The organism is Acidovorax sp. (assembly GCF_027492855.1).
Classification (GTDB): domain Bacteria; phylum Pseudomonadota; class Gammaproteobacteria; order Burkholderiales; family Burkholderiaceae_C; genus Acidovorax.
On the sequence record NZ_JAPUDY010000066.1, the window covers coordinates 17,090 to 32,988 of the forward strand.

At 65.1% G+C, this 15,899-nt stretch carries 17 protein-coding genes; 14 read left to right on the forward strand and 3 right to left on the reverse strand.

What is annotated here, in order from left to right; genetic code table 11:
* Positions 1–30: 30 nt before the first annotated feature.
* The 3 genes from Q0105_RS12500 to Q0105_RS12510 all read right to left on the reverse strand — a co-directional run bounded on the left by Q0105_RS12500 (position 31) and on the right by Q0105_RS12510 (position 2,053).
* Positions 31–609, reverse strand: a complete 579-nt coding sequence (locus Q0105_RS12500) for a hemerythrin domain-containing protein (protein WP_298212231.1) — start codon at positions 607–609, stop codon at positions 31–33.
* A gap of 15 nt (positions 610–624) precedes the next feature.
* Positions 625–1,047, reverse strand: a complete 423-nt coding sequence (locus Q0105_RS12505) for a DoxX family protein (protein WP_298212233.1) — start codon at positions 1,045–1,047, stop codon at positions 625–627.
* Between the two features lie 133 nt (positions 1,048–1,180).
* The gene (locus tag Q0105_RS12510; RefSeq protein ID WP_298212335.1) at positions 1,181–2,053 is read right to left on the reverse strand and encodes a pirin family protein; all 873 of its coding nucleotides are present in this window, start codon (positions 2,051–2,053) and stop codon (positions 1,181–1,183) included.
* A 444-nt stretch (positions 2,054–2,497) separates the two neighbouring features.
* Here Q0105_RS12510 and Q0105_RS12515 point away from each other — a divergent pair, with 444 nt between their 5' ends.
* The 14 genes from Q0105_RS12515 to Q0105_RS12580 all read left to right on the forward strand — a co-directional run bounded on the left by Q0105_RS12515 (position 2,498) and on the right by Q0105_RS12580 (position 15,842).
* Positions 2,498–2,968 (forward strand): Spy/CpxP family protein refolding chaperone, encoded by a 471-nt coding sequence (locus Q0105_RS12515; protein WP_298212235.1) that lies wholly within the window; start codon positions 2,498–2,500, stop codon positions 2,966–2,968.
* 17 nt (positions 2,969–2,985) lie between these two features.
* On the forward strand, positions 2,986–3,306 hold the full coding sequence (locus tag Q0105_RS12520; protein ID WP_298212237.1) for a hypothetical protein: 321 nt from the start codon (positions 2,986–2,988) through the stop codon (positions 3,304–3,306).
* Positions 3,307–3,323: 17 nt separating this feature from the next.
* Complete coding sequence (locus Q0105_RS12525) at positions 3,324–4,016, forward strand: response regulator transcription factor (RefSeq protein WP_298212239.1); 693 nt, start codon at positions 3,324–3,326, stop codon at positions 4,014–4,016.
* The gene (locus Q0105_RS12530) at positions 4,013–5,398 is read left to right on the forward strand and encodes a HAMP domain-containing sensor histidine kinase (RefSeq protein ID WP_298212243.1); all 1,386 of its coding nucleotides are present in this window, start codon (positions 4,013–4,015) and stop codon (positions 5,396–5,398) included. Before Q0105_RS12525 ends, Q0105_RS12530 begins: the two co-directional genes overlap by 4 nt.
* Before the next feature lie 499 nt (positions 5,399–5,897).
* Positions 5,898–6,863 carry an ABC transporter substrate-binding protein gene (locus Q0105_RS12535; RefSeq protein WP_298212245.1) on the forward strand — a complete coding sequence of 322 codons (966 nt, stop codon included), beginning with the start codon at positions 5,898–5,900 and terminating at the stop codon, positions 6,861–6,863.
* A 23-nt stretch (positions 6,864–6,886) separates the two neighbouring features.
* Positions 6,887–7,723, forward strand: coding sequence for an ABC transporter permease (locus Q0105_RS12540; protein WP_298212247.1), 837 nt, complete (start codon positions 6,887–6,889; stop codon positions 7,721–7,723).
* Positions 7,720–8,502: an ABC transporter ATP-binding protein gene (locus Q0105_RS12545; protein ID WP_298212249.1), complete on the forward strand. Its 783-nt coding sequence runs from the start codon at positions 7,720–7,722 to the stop codon at positions 8,500–8,502. The genes Q0105_RS12540 and Q0105_RS12545 overlap by 4 nt, the downstream gene beginning before the upstream one ends.
* A 16-nt stretch (positions 8,503–8,518) precedes the next feature.
* Positions 8,519–9,337 carry a histidine utilization repressor gene (hutC, locus tag Q0105_RS12550; protein ID WP_298212250.1) on the forward strand — a complete coding sequence of 273 codons (819 nt, stop codon included), beginning with the start codon at positions 8,519–8,521 and terminating at the stop codon, positions 9,335–9,337.
* A gap of 65 nt (positions 9,338–9,402) precedes the next feature.
* Positions 9,403–10,944 carry a histidine ammonia-lyase gene (hutH, locus tag Q0105_RS12555; protein ID WP_298212252.1) on the forward strand — a complete coding sequence of 514 codons (1,542 nt, stop codon included), beginning with the start codon at positions 9,403–9,405 and terminating at the stop codon, positions 10,942–10,944.
* A 40-nt stretch (positions 10,945–10,984) separates the two neighbouring features.
* Positions 10,985–12,715 (forward strand): urocanate hydratase, encoded by a 1,731-nt coding sequence (hutU, locus tag Q0105_RS12560; protein WP_298212255.1) that lies wholly within the window; start codon positions 10,985–10,987, stop codon positions 12,713–12,715.
* 102 nt (positions 12,716–12,817) lie between these two features.
* Positions 12,818–13,564, forward strand: coding sequence for an IclR family transcriptional regulator (locus Q0105_RS12565; protein ID WP_298212257.1), 747 nt, complete (start codon positions 12,818–12,820; stop codon positions 13,562–13,564).
* A 36-nt stretch (positions 13,565–13,600) separates the two neighbouring features.
* The gene (locus Q0105_RS12570) at positions 13,601–14,353 is read left to right on the forward strand and encodes a glutamine ABC transporter substrate-binding protein (RefSeq protein ID WP_298212259.1); all 753 of its coding nucleotides are present in this window, start codon (positions 13,601–13,603) and stop codon (positions 14,351–14,353) included.
* Between the two features lie 26 nt (positions 14,354–14,379).
* Entirely contained in the window at positions 14,380–15,048 is a 669-nt protein-coding gene (locus Q0105_RS12575; RefSeq protein WP_298212261.1) for an amino acid ABC transporter permease, read from the forward strand.
* Positions 15,045–15,842 carry an amino acid ABC transporter ATP-binding protein gene (locus Q0105_RS12580; RefSeq protein ID WP_298212263.1) on the forward strand — a complete coding sequence of 266 codons (798 nt, stop codon included), beginning with the start codon at positions 15,045–15,047 and terminating at the stop codon, positions 15,840–15,842. The genes Q0105_RS12575 and Q0105_RS12580 overlap by 4 nt, the downstream gene beginning before the upstream one ends.
* Positions 15,843–15,899: the final 57 nt, after the last annotated feature.

A 15,899-nucleotide genomic window follows, 5' to 3' on the forward strand; every position in this document is an offset into this window, starting at 1 on the left:
GCCGGCATCTGGGAGATCGTAAACAGGCGTTCAAGCTGCGCGCTGCCTGCTTTCGCGCAGCGCCAGCAGGGGGATGACGAGATCCTCCTCGTCCGCCAGATGCCGGTTCAACAGCCTACCGCAGACCGGCAATTCGCGCACGAGGTCATGCGCGCATTGCCAAGCCGCAGCTTCGGCGGGGTTGGCGCGCACAAGCTGCAGTTGCAGGCGGTGCAAGGCCTGAACCGACTGGTCGATCGCTTGGTGGTCGCTGTCCAGCAGGTCAAAGCCGGTAGCCAGGCGTGGCTCGGCGTGCCGCATGACCGGAAAGTAGTGCTGGTCTTCCAGTCGGTGGTGGCCGTGCAGGTGGCCCAGGTGGGCATCGAGCAGCGGCACAGCCTCTTGGCGAAATCCGACCCAGTCGGTGTCCTTGCTCAACCAGCGCTGGGCCAGGGTTTCCAGCCGTTGTTGGCCGTGGCGCAGGCTCGCATGCATCGACAGCCAGACACCTGCGGTGCCATGCGCTGCCTCGGCTGGCCAGCGCTCGCGTGGCAGTTGCTCCAGCAGGTAGAGCAGGTCGGGCGCCAGGCGCGGGGTGTCGTTGGCGGCGTCGTTTCTGTGAAGGGGCATGAATGGTCTCCGGGTTCAGCGCGCGCGGCGGCGCAGTTCGGCCGCGATCACGGCTACGAGCAGCCCGCCGATGACGGTGAAATGCTCTTGCACGAGTGCCTTTTCCAGCATCGCTTGTATGCCCGTCATCTCCCAGTACCGGTGCGCCACCGGGATGGTGCCCACGGTCATCACGATCAGCGCCCCCGCACCCAGCCATACCCAGCGGCCGCCGCTAATGACCAGTGCGGAGCCCAGCAATTGCACGGCAATCGTCAGCGCGGCAAAGAGGGCTGCGGGTTGCAGACCGAACTGCGCCATCTCGGCGGTAGCGCCGCCAAAGTCGAAGATCTTGGTGAGCCCGCTCCACCAAAAGATGAACGTGAGCAGCGTGGCCGCGAGCGGGTAGGTGGCACGCGCCTGTGCCAGGCGGGCAATCCAATGGGGAGTTTGGGGCATCACGGTCTCCTGTGGTTGTTTGAAACACTTGAGGGGAGGGGCCACAGCCGCGCTGCGCGTAGCAGGGCACCACAAGCCGCCGCCGGGCCCCGGCTTGTACCGTGGCCCGGCAGCGGCCTGCTGCCTTACCTGCTTAGTGCGGCGCGCGGCCGAAGCGACCGCCGTTGAAGTCGGTGACCGCCTGGCGGATCTCGGCTTCGCTGTTCATCACGAACGGGCCATAACCCACCACGGGCTCATCGATGGGCTCGCCAGCCAGCACCAGCAGCTTGACGTCGCCGCCGTCAGCCTCCAGGCGCAGGCCCGATCCGTCACGCTCCAGCGTCACCAACTGCCCGGCGCTGGCGCTCTGGCCGTTGATTTGCACCGTGCCCGACTGCACCAGCACCAGCGAAGTCCAGCCTTCGGGCTGCGGCAGGTCCACCGCCTGACCGGCGTTCAGCCGCACGTCCCACACGTTCATGGGCGTGTAGGTTTCGGCCGGGCCTTCAGCGTCTTCGAGCTTGCCAGCGATCACACGCACCTGGCCTGCGCCGCCCGCAAGCGGCACCACCGGGATGGTGCCGGACGTGATGCCCTGGTAGTGCGCCGGGGTCATCTTGTCCTTCTTGGGCAGGTTGACCCACAGTTGCACCATCTCGAACGGGCCACCGCTCTTGCTGTAGGCCTCCGAGTGGAACTCCTCGTGGATGATGCCGCCACCGGCGGTCATCCACTGCACGTCGCCCTTGCCGATCACGCCACCGGCGCCGGTGTTGTCGCGGTGCTCGACCTCGCCGTCATAGACGATGGTCACGGTCTCGAAGCCGCGGTGCGGATGTGCACCCACGCCACGGCGGTGGCCGGTGTTGGGCGAGAACGTGGTCGGCGCGGCATAGTCCAGCAGCAGGAAGGGGCTGCGCGCAGCGACACCGTTGCCGTTGTAGCCAAACATGCCTTGAACCGGGAACCCGTCGCCCACCCAGTGGCGACCGGGGGCGCTTTGCACGTTCACGACGGACTTCAGGGTGGTGGTATTAGCAGTCATGGTAAGACTCCTTTCGCGAGTGGGGCCGCGACAGAATGTGCGGCATGGATTGAATGGTAAAGGAGGACAATGCCGGTGATAAGCCCCCTAAAAATGCCTTCACTGTTCTGAAATTGGAACGATGGGCTTTGGGCAAATCGTCGCATTGCGAGGCGTGGGTATTGCGCCAGGATGAAAATGATTTGCTATTAAATTAATAGCTGCTTGCGCTTGATGAATAAGCGCTAGGGCTTGATTTGTTTCATGGTTTGGATTGCCGTGCCTGCGCCGGTTGGTGGACGCGGGAGGGCGCCTTTCGCCGGGTGCGGGCCTCTGTCGCGCGATACAAAGTGAAATAAACCGAAACTGCGTCGAGACGACGTGGCGCACGCCGCGCGGCACCATCAGGGCCATGTTCAACACCGTCCGTGAAAGGACTGCATCATGAAACCCTGGATCAAGAAAACCCTGGTGGGCATCTTTGGCGCTTCCATTGTGGTGGGTGGTCTGACGGCCTGCTCCAGCAACCACTATCACCACCGTGGCCCCATGAGTGCCGAGAAAATGGCCGAGGTGCGTGGCAAGGTGGTCGAGCGGGTCAGCAGCAAGCTGGACCTGAACGAAGCGCAAAAGACCAAGCTCAACGTGTTGGCCGACAAGGTGGAGGCACAACGCACGGCATTCATCGGCAAGACCACCGACCCCCGCACCGAAATGCAGGCCATTGTTGCAGGCGAAAAGTTCGACCGTGCACGCGCACAGACCCTGCTGGACGAAAAAACCCGCGCGGTGCAGGCCCACAGCCCCGAGGTGGTCAGCGCGATGGCCGACTTCTACGACAGCCTGAACCCTGAGCAGCAGCAAAAAGTGCGCGAGCTGATGCAGCGGCGCAAGGGCTGGATGGCACGCGGCTGATGGCAAGGGGTCTTTCCATGTCACCCATGCTGGAACCTATCCACCGCCTGGCGCAGGGCGTTCGCACGCACGGGCCGGTGCTGCTGGCGGGCATGCCCGATCCCCATGACGAGCTGATGTCGCTGGTCTGGGGGCCGCGCTTTGACCGCGAGCACGCGCTGGGCCTGGTGGCCCGCCAACCCGAGGCCGCTGCCCACACCTTGCCCGCCTTGTTGGCCGCTGCCGACCATTTCGATGCGCTCCAGGCCACAGCGCAGGGCCGCCTGCGCCGCTTGATCGTGCGGCACCGCGCATTGCGCGGAGACGGCGATTGGGCCGCCAACGGAATGAACGCCTGACAGTGTGAGAATTGCGCATGCACCGCATCCTGCTCATTGACGACGACGCACAGCTCGGCCCGCCGCTGGCCATATATTTCCAGCGGTTCGAGCTGGAGCTGGTCCACGCCCTCAAACCCAGCGACGGCCTGGCCCAGTTGGGGGTGGGGGGCTTTGATGCCGCCATCCTGGATGTGATGCTGCCCGAGATGGATGGCTTTGAGCTGTGCCGCACCATCCGCAAGCAGGGCGACCTGCCCATCGTGATGCTCACGGCGCGCGGCGAGGTGATGGACCGCGTGGTGGGGCTGGAGCTGGGGGCGGACGACTACCTGCCCAAGCCCTTTGAGCCGCGTGAGTTGGTGGCGCGCCTGCAGACCGTGCTGCGCCGCCGCAGGGGGCCGGGGCAGGGGGCCGCCGCCGTGGAGTCGCTGGAGTTCGAGGGGCTCACCATCGACGCCGCCCGTCGCAGCGTGCTGCGCCAGGGCGCTGCAGTGGAGTTGACCGGCACCGAGTTCGACCTTTTGCACCTGCTGGCCCGAGAGCCCGGCAAGGTGTTCAGCCGCGACGACATCCTGAACCAATTGCGCGGGCACGAGGCCGAGCTGTACACCCGCGCCGTGGACATCGTGGTGAGCCGCCTGCGCAAGAAGCTGGAGCCGCTGGACTGCATCAAGACGCTGCGCAACGCCGGGTATTCGCTGGCCCTGCGGCGGGCCGCAGCACCATGAAGAGGCACAACACCGACCCAGCCCACGACCCGGACTGCCCGTGGCACCACCGAGCGCGGTATGCCGTGGGGTACTCGCTGCGCATCCGCCTGGTGCTGGTGTTCGTGGCATTGGCCGTGACGGTCGCAGTCACCTTCATGGGTGGGGTGCAGAAGGCCGTGGCCGTGGGGTGGCGCGAGGCGGCCCGCCCACTGCTGATGGACTATGTGGACCGGCTGACCGCCGAGATCGGCAACCCCCCGAGCGTCGAGCGCGCGCAGGCCATCGCCGACCGCCTGCCCGTCACGCTGCGCATTGACGGCCCGACGATTCACTGGGCCTCCCACCCCGACCAGCCGCGTCCCCATTGGATGACCGACAAGCTCCGCCAGGACAATCACTGGGCGGGCGACGAAAACGGCCACGGCCTGCTGCAGCGCACGACGGCAGACGGGCACCACATCGAATTTGGCGTGAATGCCATGCTGTGGGAAAAGCGCCCGCGCATTGCCTGGGGCACGCTCACGGTGCTGCTGCTGATGACCGCACTGGCCTTTGTGTACGTGCGCCATCTGTTGCGGCCGCTGGACGACATCCGCCAAGGCGCCCAGCGCTTTGGCGACGGCAATTTTGCCCAGCCCATCCCGGTGCGGCACGCGCACCGGCCTGACGAGCTGGGGCAACTGGCCGCCACCATCAACACCATGGGCGACGACATCCACCAGATGCTGGAAGCCAAGCGCGCCTTGTTGCTGGCCATGAGCCATGAGCTGCGCAGCCCGCTGACCCGGGCCCGGCTGAACACCGAGTTGCTGCCCGAGACCGCCGACGTCGAAGCCCAGCGGCTGGCCCTGCTGCGCGACCTGGGGGAGATGGCTGGCCTTATTTCCGACCTGCTGGAGAGCGAGCGCCTGGCCGGGCGCCATGCCGCGCTGCACCGCGAGCCCACCGACCTCACGGAACTGGCGCGCGAGGTGATTGCCGAGCTCGGCTCGCGCCACGCTGGCGCGGCCAGCATTGTTCTGCATGCCCCGCCAGACCTGCCCACCATCCGGCTCGACCGCTCCCGCCTGCGGCTGTTGCTGCGCAACCTGTTGGACAACAGCCTGCGCCACAGCGAATCCGGCGCATTGCCCCCCGAACTGCATCTGCGGCTGCAAGAGGATCGCCGCGTGGTAGAGCTGGAGGTGCGCGACCATGGCCGTGGCGTGCCCCCCGAGCACCTGCCCCACCTGGCCCAGGCGTTCTACCGCCCAGACACGGCCCGCCAGCGCACCACGGGCGGGGTGGGGTTAGGCCTGTACCTGTGCCGCCTGGTGGCCCAGGCGCATGACGGGCAGTTGCACATGCGCAATGCAGAGCCCGGCCTGTCGGTCACCGTGCGGCTGCCGGTGGTGGAGTAATTCCGTTTCTCAATCGATCGAGCACGCGAAGGCGAAGCGCAGACAGTGCTGTAGCACGGCAAGCGAAGCCGACAAAGTGATCGGTTGATTTAGAAATGGAATAAGCCACCTGCGTGCTGTATGGACGGGTTGTGTGCAGAGAGCAGGGCACACATGCGCTTGCAGGCACTTGTATGCGCTTGGATAGTGCAGCCACATGCGGGCTTGCCGCCTGACCATGGATAGGCGGATGGGTGTAAAAATGGCATCCAGCGCTTGTTGAATAAGCGCTAGATGCTATTGATTTGGTAGCAATTTGCTTGCTGGCCCCTGCAAAAAAAGGGCGTTTTCTCTCTTGGCTCCCTTCTTGCTGTTGGATACTCAGCCTTGCTGAATCACCAGGTTTTCTGGTGTTTACCCTGTATATACAGGTATGCCGCCAATGCCATCATGTCGGCTGGTATGCGGGTGCAGCCCGGCCAGGGTAGGCCAAGGTACTTTCTTCAAACAGGAGCAGATGATGACTCGATCGGTTGTGAAATGGACGTCGCTGGCGGCGGCAACGGCATGCGTAATGGCCCTGGCCACACCGGCCCAGGCGCAAGAAACCAAGATTGTGCTGGGCATGTCGGGCTGGACGGGCTTTGCGCCCCTGACGCTGGCTGACAAGGCGGGCATCTTCAAGAAGAACGGCCTCGATGTGGAGATCAAGATGATCCCCCAGAAGGACCGCCACCTGGCCCTGGCCTCCAAGGCCATCCAGTGCGCCGCCACCACGGTGGAGACCCATGTCGCCTGGAACACCAACGGCGTGCCCATCGTGCAGATCTTCCAGTTGGACAAGTCGTATGGCGCCGACGGCCTGGCCGTGCGCAATGACGTCAAGAGTTTTGCCGACCTCAAGGGCAAGACCATCGGCGTGAGCGCGCCCGGCACGGCCCCGTATTTCGGCCTGGCCTGGATGTTGTCCAAGAACGGCATGAGCCTCAAGGACGTGAAGATCGTTTCGCTGGAGCCCCAGCCTGCTGCCCAGGCCTTTGTGTCGGGCCAGAACGACGGCGCCATGACCTACGAGCCCTATCTGTCCACCGTGCGCGCCAACCCCGCCGCCGGCAAAATTTTGGCCACCACCATCGACTACCCCATGGTGATGGACACCGTGGGCTGCGACCCCACGTGGCTCAAGGCCAACCCCAAGGCCGCGCAGGCACTGGCCAACTCGTACTTCCAGGCACTCGAGATGATCAAGGCCGACCCCACCAAGTCCAACGAGATCATGGGCGCAGCCGTCAAGCAGACCGGCGAGGCGTTCGCCAAGTCGGCGGCCTTCCTGCGCTGGCAAGACAAGGCCGCGAACCAGAAGTTCTTTGCGGGTGAGCTCACAGCCTTCATGAAGGATGCCAGCGCGATCCTGCTCGAAGCGGGCGTCATCCGTAAGCAGCCCGAGAACTTCCAGGCGATGTTCGACGACAGCTTCATCAAATAAGCAGCCATCACAAGGATTGATCCATGAGTCGCGTGATGGGTGTTGCACCTTCGCCAGAGCCAGAGCGGCCTCGCCGCCGGGCCCTGGCCCCGTTAGAGCCTGTGAGCACCCGCACGCGGCTGGTGTTGGGGGTGGCGTTTTTCATATTGTTCTTCGCTGCCTGGGCCGCGTTCACGCTGGGGGGCTTTGTCTCGCCCACGTTCCTGGCCAGCCCCATCACCATGGCCAAGGAAGGCTGGCTGCTGTTCACCGAGTTCGGCTTTTTGCACGACATCGGCATGACGGTGTGGCGTGTGCTCGGCGGCTTCATCATGGCGGCCATCGTGGCGGTGCCGCTGGGCATCGCGATGGGTGCGCACAAGGGGGTGGAGGCTTTTCTTGAGCCCTTCGTGTCCTTTTGCCGCTACCTTCCCGCCTCGGCCTTCATTCCGCTCTTGATCCTGTGGGCGGGCCTGGGCGAGATGCAAAAACTGCTCGTGATCTTCATCGGCTCGGTGTTCCAGATCATCCTGATGGTGGCCGTGATCGTGGGCAATGCCCGCAAGGACCTCGTGGAGGCGGCCTACACGCTGGGCTCCAGCCCCACGGGCATCGTGCGCCGCGTGTTGATTCCGGGGGCCGCCCCCGACATCGCCGAGACCCTGCGCCTGGTGCTGGGCTGGGCCTGGACTTACGTGATCGTGGCCGAGCTGATCGGCTCGTCATCGGGCATCGGCCACATGATCACCGACAGCCAGGCGCTGCTCAACACCGGCCAGATTATCTTCGGCATCATCGTCATCGGCCTTATCGGGCTGGTGTCCGATACCTTGTTCAAGTTCGTCAACCGCCGCCTGTTTGCCTGGAGTGCCCTGCGATGAGCCCGCTGCTGTCCATCCAAGGTGTTTCGCGCACCTTCGTCAGCCCCAAGGGGCAGACCACCCAGGCCCTGCTGCCCGTGGATTTCGATGTGGCGGAGAACGATTTCGTGACCATCCTCGGCCCTTCGGGCTGCGGCAAGTCGACCATGCTGCGCATCGTGGCGGGGCTTGATCACCCCACTGCGGGCCGTGTGCTGCTGGGCGGCCGCCCGGTGGAAGGCCCCGGCGCAGACCGTGGCATGGTGTTCCAGAGCTACACGCTGTTCCCCTGGCTCACCATCGAGCAGAACATCCGCTTCGGCCTGCGCGAGCGTGGTATGCCCGAGGCACAGCAAAAAGAGCGCGCCGCGTACTTCATCGCCAAGGTGGGGCTGCGCGGCTTCGAGCAGCACTTTCCCAAGCAGCTGTCGGGCGGCATGCAGCAACGCACCGCCATTGCGCGCGCACTGGCCAACGACCCCAAGATATTGCTCATGGACGAGCCTTTCGGCGCCCTGGACAATCAGACCCGCGTGCTCATGCAGGAACTGCTCTTGGGCATCTGGGAGGCCGAGCGCAAGACCGTGCTTTTTGTCACCCACGACATCGATGAGGCCATCTTCATGGCCAACCGCGTGGCCGTGTTCAGCGCCCGGCCCGGCCGCATCAAGACCGAACTGGCCGTGGACCTGCCGCACCCGCGCCACTACACGATCAAGACCAGCCCGGAATTCATGGCCTTGAAGGCGCGTTTGACGGAAGAGATCCGCGCCGAATCCATGGCGGCCGATCTGCACTGATGAACGTGTTGACCCTATGAGCGCCCGTCCTTCCCCTCGTCCCGCCGTTGCTGCGCGCAGCGTTGGCCGCGTTGCTGCCCCGTCCCAGGGCGCGGCAGCCGTGGCTGCGCCTGTGGCCATGGCGCTGTACGAGCAGGTCAAGGACCATATCTCGCGCAAGATCCAGGAAGGCGTTTGGCGCGCGGGCGACCGCCTGCCGTCCGAGAACGAGCTGGTCACTCAGTTCGGTATTTCGCGCATGACGGTGAACCGCGCGCTGCGCGAGCTGGTGGAGCAGGGCCGCATCGTGCGCGTGGCCGGTGTGGGCAGCTTTGTGGCCGAAGACAAGCCCCAGTCCACGTTGCTGCAGATCGCCAACCTGGCCAGCGAGATCCGCCAGCGTGGGCACGACTATCGCTGCGACGTGCTGGCGGTGGAGCGTATCTCGGCCGCTCTCGAAGTGGCCGCCGCGCTGGACCTGCGCACGGGGGAGTCGGTGTTCCACTCGCTGTGCGTCCACCGCGAGGACGGCCTGCCCGTGCAGCTTGAAGACCGTTATGTGAACCCGCGCCAGGTGCCCCAGTTCGCCGCGCAGGATTTCACGCTGCTGCAACCCTCCGAATACCTGGTGCGCAACGTGCCCTTCGACCAGATCGAGCATGTGGTCGATGCCGTCATGCCCACCGCCGAGCAGGCCACGCTGCTGGAGATGTCGCCGCAGGAGCCTTGCCTGCTGCTGACCCGCCGCACCTGGTCGCGCGGCGTGCCGATCACCGTGGTGCGCTGCCTGCACCCCGCTACTCGTTACCGCCTGGGCAGCCGCTTCCGAGCCGACGGCAATCCCGTCGCCGGTTGAAAGTTTTTCGCCAAAAGCCCAGAATTCTTACGCTTGTACCTACTTGTATATACAGGATCGACGCCATGACAAAAAACACCGTTTCATCTCTGACCCTGCACCCCGGCCGCGTCACGCTGGCCGAGCTGCGCAGCATCCATGCCGCGCCCGTGCAACTGTCGCTGGACCCATCGGCCCGTGCGCTCATGCAGGCATCGCTGGCCACGGTGCAGCGCATCGTCGATGAAGACCAGGTGGTTTATGGCATCAACACCGGCTTCGGCAAGCTCGCCAGCACAAAAATAGCCCACGAGCGCCTGGCCGAACTGCAGCGCAACCTGGTGCTGTCGCACAGCGTGGGCACGGGTGATGCGCTGCCCGATGAGGTGGTGCGCCTCATCCTGGCCACCAAGGCCGTCAGCCTGGCGCGCGGGCACTCAGGCATCCGCCCCGAGATCGCGGATGCATTGCTGGCCCTGGCCAATGCCAACGTGCTGCCCGTGATTCCGGCCAAAGGTTCGGTGGGTGCCTCGGGTGATTTGGCACCGCTGGCGCACCTGGCCTGCGTGTTGATTGGCGAAGGGCAGGCCAAGGTCAACGGTGCCGTGGTGTCGGGTGCCGAGGCCATGCGCTCCATCGGTTTGCAGCCGTTTGTGCTGGGCCCCAAGGAAGGGCTGGCGCTGCTCAACGGCACGCAGGTGTCCACCTCGCTGGCGCTGGTCGGGCTGTTTGGCGCCGAGAGCGTGTTCGCCGCAGCGCTGGTGGCAGGCTGCCTCTCGCTCGAAGCGATCAAGGGCTCGGTCAAACCCTTCGACGCGCGCATTCATGAGGCGCGCGGCCAGGCTGGGCAGATCGCCGTGGCCGCTGCCGTGCGCGCCTTGCTCGACGGCAGCGCCATCGACCCCTCGCACCCGAACTGCGGCCGCGTGCAAGACCCGTATTCCATCCGCTGCGTGCCACAGGTGATGGGTGCGTGCCTCGATAACCTGCACCATGCCGCGCGCGTGCTGACCATCGAGGCGAATGCGGCGTCCGACAACCCGCTCGTTTTCGACAATGGCGACGTGATCTCCGGCGGCAACTTCCACGCCGAGCCCGTGGCCTTTGTGGCCGACATCATCGCGCTGGCCGTGGCCGAGATCGGTGCCATCTCCGAGCGTCGCCTGTCGCTGCTGCTTGACCCTGGCCTCTCGGGCCTGCCCGCCTTCCTCATCCGCGACAGCGGCGTGAACTCGGGCTTCATGATCGCGCAGGTCACCGCCGCCGCGCTGGCCGCCGAGAACCAGTGCCTGGCCAACCCCAGCAGCGTGACCAGCCTGCCCACATCGGCCAACCAGGAAGACCATGTCTCCATGGCCACCTATGGCGCGCGGCGCCTTGCAGACATGGTGCGCAACGCCGCAGTCATGGTGGGCATCGAAGCCATGGCCGCAGCCCAGGGCATGGAGTTCGACCGCGCTCTGAAGTCATCGCCTTTGGTGGAAGACCAATTCGCCGCCATCCGCCAGCGCGTGGCCTACCTGGAGCAAGACCGCTTCCTCGCCACCGACATCGAATCCATGCGCGAATGGGCCCAGCAGTCCGCATGGCCCCAAGCGCTTACGCAATGCCTGCCTAGCTTCGCCTGATCCATTTTTCTTCACGTCCCACCATTCACAGGAGCACACCATGAACGCCAACGACGCCATCATTGCTGCCGCAGCTTCCGTAAACACCGACCCCCGCCACGACGCCAGCCGCGTGATCCGCGCGCCGCGCGGCAGCAGCATCACCTGCAAGAACTGGCTGATCGAAGCCGCCTACCGCATGATCCAGAACAACCTGGACGCCGAGGTGGCCGAGCGCCCGCAAGACCTTGTGGTCTATGGCGGCATTGGCCGTGCCGCGCGCAACTGGGAGTGTTATGACCAGATCCTCGCCTCGCTCAAGGACCTGAACGCCGACGAAACCCTGCTCATCCAGTCCGGCAAGCCCGTGGGCGTGTTCAAGACCCACGCCAACGCGCCCCGCGTGCTGCTGGCCAACTCCAACCTGGTGCCCCAGTGGGCCAACTGGGAGCATTTCAGCGAGCTGGACCAGAAGGGCCTGTTCATGTACGGCCAGATGACCGCTGGCAGCTGGATCTACATCGGCACGCAAGGCATCGTGCAGGGCACCTACGAGACCTTTGCCGAGGCGGGCCGCAAGCACTACGGCGGCTCGCTCGCAGGCAAGTGGATTCTCACGGCGGGCCTGGGCGGCATGGGCGGCGCGCAGCCGCTGGCAGCCACGTTCGCAGGCGCGGTGTCGCTCAACATCGAGTGCCAGCAAAGCAGCATCGACTTTCGCCTGCGCACCCGCTACGTGGACAAGCAGGCCAAGGACATCGACGATGCCATCGCGCTCATCAAGCACCACACGGAACGCAAGGAAGCCATCTCCATCGCGCTGCTGGGCAACGCGGCCGACGTACTGCCCGAGCTGGTGAAACGCGCCAAGGCGGGCGGTTTGAAGCCCGACCTGGTCACCGACCAGACCTCTGCCCACGACCTCGTCAACGGCTACCTGCCGAGCGAGTGGACGGTGGAGCAATGGCGCGCCGCGCAGCAGGACGTGACCCAGCACGAGGTGCTGAAGAAGGCTGCTGCCCGTTCCTGCGCCGTGCACGTGCAGGCCATGCTCGACTTCCAATCGATGGGCATCCCCACGGTGGACTACGGCAACAACATCCGCCAGGTGGCGTTTGACGAAGGCGTGAAAAACGCGTTCGACTTCCCCGGCTTCGTACCCGCCTACATCCGCCCGCTGTTCTGCGAAGGCAAGGGTCCGTTCCGCTGGGTGGCGCTTTCGGGCGACCCGGAAGACATCCGCAAGACCGACGCCAAGATCAAAGAGCTGTTCCCCGAGAACAAGCATGTGCACCGCTGGCTCGACATGGCGGGCGAACGCATCGCCTTCCAGGGCCTGCCTGCGCGCATCTGCTGGCTGGGCCTGGGTGAGCGCCATATCGCGGGCCTGGCCTTCAACGAGATGGTGAAAAACGGCGAACTGAAGGCGCCCATCGTGATCGGCCGCGACCACCTCGATACCGGCAGCGTGGCCAGCCCCAACCGTGAAACCGAGGCCATGAAGGACGGCACCGACGCCGTGAGCGACTGGCCGCTGCTCAACGCGCTGCTCAACACCGCAGGCGGTGCCACCTGGGTCAGCCTGCACCACGGCGGCGGCGTGGGCATGGGCTACTCGCAACATTCGGGCATGGTCATCGTGGCCGATGGCACGGACGATGCCGCCGAGCGCCTGGCGCGCGTGCTGGTCAACGACTGCGGCAGCGGCGTGATGCGCCATGCCGACGCGGGCTACGAACTGGCTGTGGAAACGGCCAAAAAGCAGGGCCTGAAGCTGCCCATGGTGAAGTAACCCAGAGGAGGGCGCGACCGGAATTTGAAAAAAGGGAACGGCATTCCCATTCGGTGGGAATGTTGGGTATGAATGCCGCTGCAATCCTTTGATACTGAGTCCATGCAAGCCCGTGGACTGACCTCCGTTGCCGCCGCCGACCGTGTTCTGCACGTGCTGGCCGTGCTGGCGCAGCACGGCCAGCCCATGTCGGCGGTCGAGTTGATGGAGGCCACGGGCCTGGCACGCAGCACGCTGTACCGCCAGTTGGCGCGGCTCAAGCTGTGGGGTTTTGTGCTGGAGAGCAGCGGGCACTACGCGCCCGGCCCGCTCAGCCTGCAACTGGCGCTGGGGTTCGATTTGGCGTCGCACCTGGTGCACCAGGCGCGGCCAGACATGCAGGCCCTGGCCCGGCAGTCCCACGAGAGCGTGGGGCTGGTGGTGGCCGTGAACGACAGCGTGGTGTGCCTGGACATGGTGGACAGCACGCAGGCCCTGCGCTGCTCGTTCGAGAAGGGCCGCAGCGTGCCCTTGCGCTCCGGCGCCTCGGCCAAGTGCTTGCTCGCCCATATTGCGCCCGCCATGCGCAGCGCTGTGTTGGACACGCATTACGGCGCAGGCACTGCCGAGCGCCAGGCGGCGCTGGCCGAGCTGGAAGGCATTGCCAAGGCGGGTTACGCGGTCAGCTCCGGCGAAGTGGATGCCGGTGTCTGGGGCGTCAGCGTGCCCGTGTTCGGCTCACCCCGGCAGGCGGCCGGGGCCATCACCCTGATGGCTCCGATGGTGCGCGCCCAGGGGCAAGAGGCCGCGCTCATCGGCATGGCCGTGGTTGCCGCCGCGCGCATTTCCCGCCAGCTCACCCCTCCCTGAATTATTCCCTCACCCCTCTAAAAAGGAGACTTCCCCATGAACTTCCGCCGCAACCTTCTTCTGGCCAGCCTGGCCGCCGCAGCCCTTTGCACCACGGGTGCGCAGGCCCAGGACAGCAACGTCCTGCGCGTGGGCACCGATGCCACGTTCCCGCCCATGGAATTCGTGGACAACGGCAAACGCACGGGTTTTGACATCGAGCTGGTGGAGGCCATTGCCAAGACACTGGGCAAGCAGGTCGAATGGGTGGACATCGACTTCAAGGGCCTGATCCCCGGCCTGATCTCCAAGCGCTTTGACATGGCAGTCTCGGCCATCTACATCACCGACGAGCGCAAGAAGGTGGTGGACTTCACCGACTCCTACTACGCCGGTGGCCTGGTGGTGATGGTGAAGGCCGACAACAAAACCATCAACAAACTGGTCGACCTGGACGGCAAGAAGGTCAGCGTGCAGGTGGGCACCAAGTCGGTGTCGTACCTGACCGAAAAATTCCCCAAGGTGCAGCGTGTCGAGGTCGAAAAGAACCAGGAGATGTTCAACCTGGTGGACATCGGCCGTGCCGACGCCGCCGTGACCGGCAAGCCCGCCGCCTTTCAGTATGTGCGCACCCGCCCCGGCCTGCGCGTGCTCGACGAGCAGCTCACCACCGAAGAATATGGCATGGCCCTGCGCAAGGACACGCCTGAGCTCACGAAGGCGGTAAACGGTGCCATCGCCAAGCTCAAGGCCGACGGCACTTATGCGGCCATCGTCAAGAAGTGGTTCAGCAACAGCGCTGCCAAGTAAGTCACCCACGGTTGCCGAACTGAGCCATGGAACTTGATTTTTCTCCTGTCTGGGCCGGGTTACCGCAGTTGCTGGCGGGTGCGCTGGTCACTGTGGAAATCACGGCTGCCTCGCTGCTGCTGGGCTGCGTCATGGGCCTCTTGGTGGGCATTGGCCGCCTGAATCCCAAGCGCCGCGTGGTCTATGCCCTGTGCACCGCCTACGTGGCCGCGATCCGTGGCACGCCGCTGCTGGTGCAGCTGTTCATCCTGTTCTTTGGCCTGCCGCAGTTCGGCATTCTGCTGCCCGCTTTTGTGTGCGGGGTGCTTGGCCTGGGCATCTACTCGGGCGCCTATGTGTCCGAGGTGGTGCGCGGCGCCATCCAGTCCATCGACAAGGGGCAGATGGAGGCCGCGCGCTCCATCGGCATGTCCTCGGGCCTGGCCATGCGCACCGTGGTGCTGCCACAGGCGGTGGTGCGCATGATTCCGCCGCTGGGCAATGAGTTCATCGCGCTGATCAAGAACTCGGCGCTGGTGTCGCTGCTCACCATCCACGACCTGATGCACGAGGGGCAGAAGATCATCAGCGTGTCGTACCGCTCGCTGGAGGTGTACCTGGCGATTGCGGTGGTGTATTTCATCCTCACCGGCATCACCACACTGGTGCTGCGCCGCATCGAGTTGCGCCTGCGCGCTGGGGGGATGGTGCAATGAAGAAGAAAGACGCTGTGATGAATGCGGTGGATTCGGCCACACAGCCCATCGTGCGCATCCGTGGGTTGCGCAAGTCGTTTGGCAGCCATGTGGTGCTGAGCGGCATCGACTTTGATGTGCTGCCATCGCAGGTGGTGGTGGTGATCGGGCCCAGCGGCTCGGGCAAAAGCACCTTTTTGCGCTGCTGCAACGGCCTGGAGCAACCCGAGGGTGGCACGGTCGAGATCTGTGGCCGCACGCTGGTGCAGGACGGCCGCATGCTGCCCGACCACGACCTCAACGCCCTGCGCGAAGAGGTGGGCATGGTGTTCCAGTCGTTCAACCTGTTTCCGCACCTGTCGGTGATCGACAACGTCACGTTAGGCCCGCGCAAGCTGCGTGGCCTCTCGCGCAAGGAGGCGGAGGAGCGCGCCCAGGCCCTGCTGACCAAGGTGGGCCTGGCGCACAAGGCCACGGCCATGCCCGCCAGTCTGTCGGGCGGGCAAAAGCAGCGTGTGGCCATTGCGCGCGCGCTGGCCATGGAGCCGCGCGTGATGCTGTTCGACGAGCCCACGTCGGCGCTGGACCCCGAGCTGGTGGGCGAGGTGCTGCAGGTGATGAAGCTGCTGGCCAGCGAAGGCATGACCATGATGGTGGTCACGCACGAGATGGACTTTGCACGCGATGTGGGCGATGTGGTTGTGGTGATGGACGGCGGCGGCATCATTGAGGCTGGCGTGCCCGCCACCATCTTCACCAACCCCACGCAGGAGCGCACGCGCTCCTTCCTGCAGGCCGTGCTCACGCGCGCCTGAAGCTGTGAAGCGGCGCGTGCACGACGACGGTCAACCCAACACAAGGAGACAGCCCCG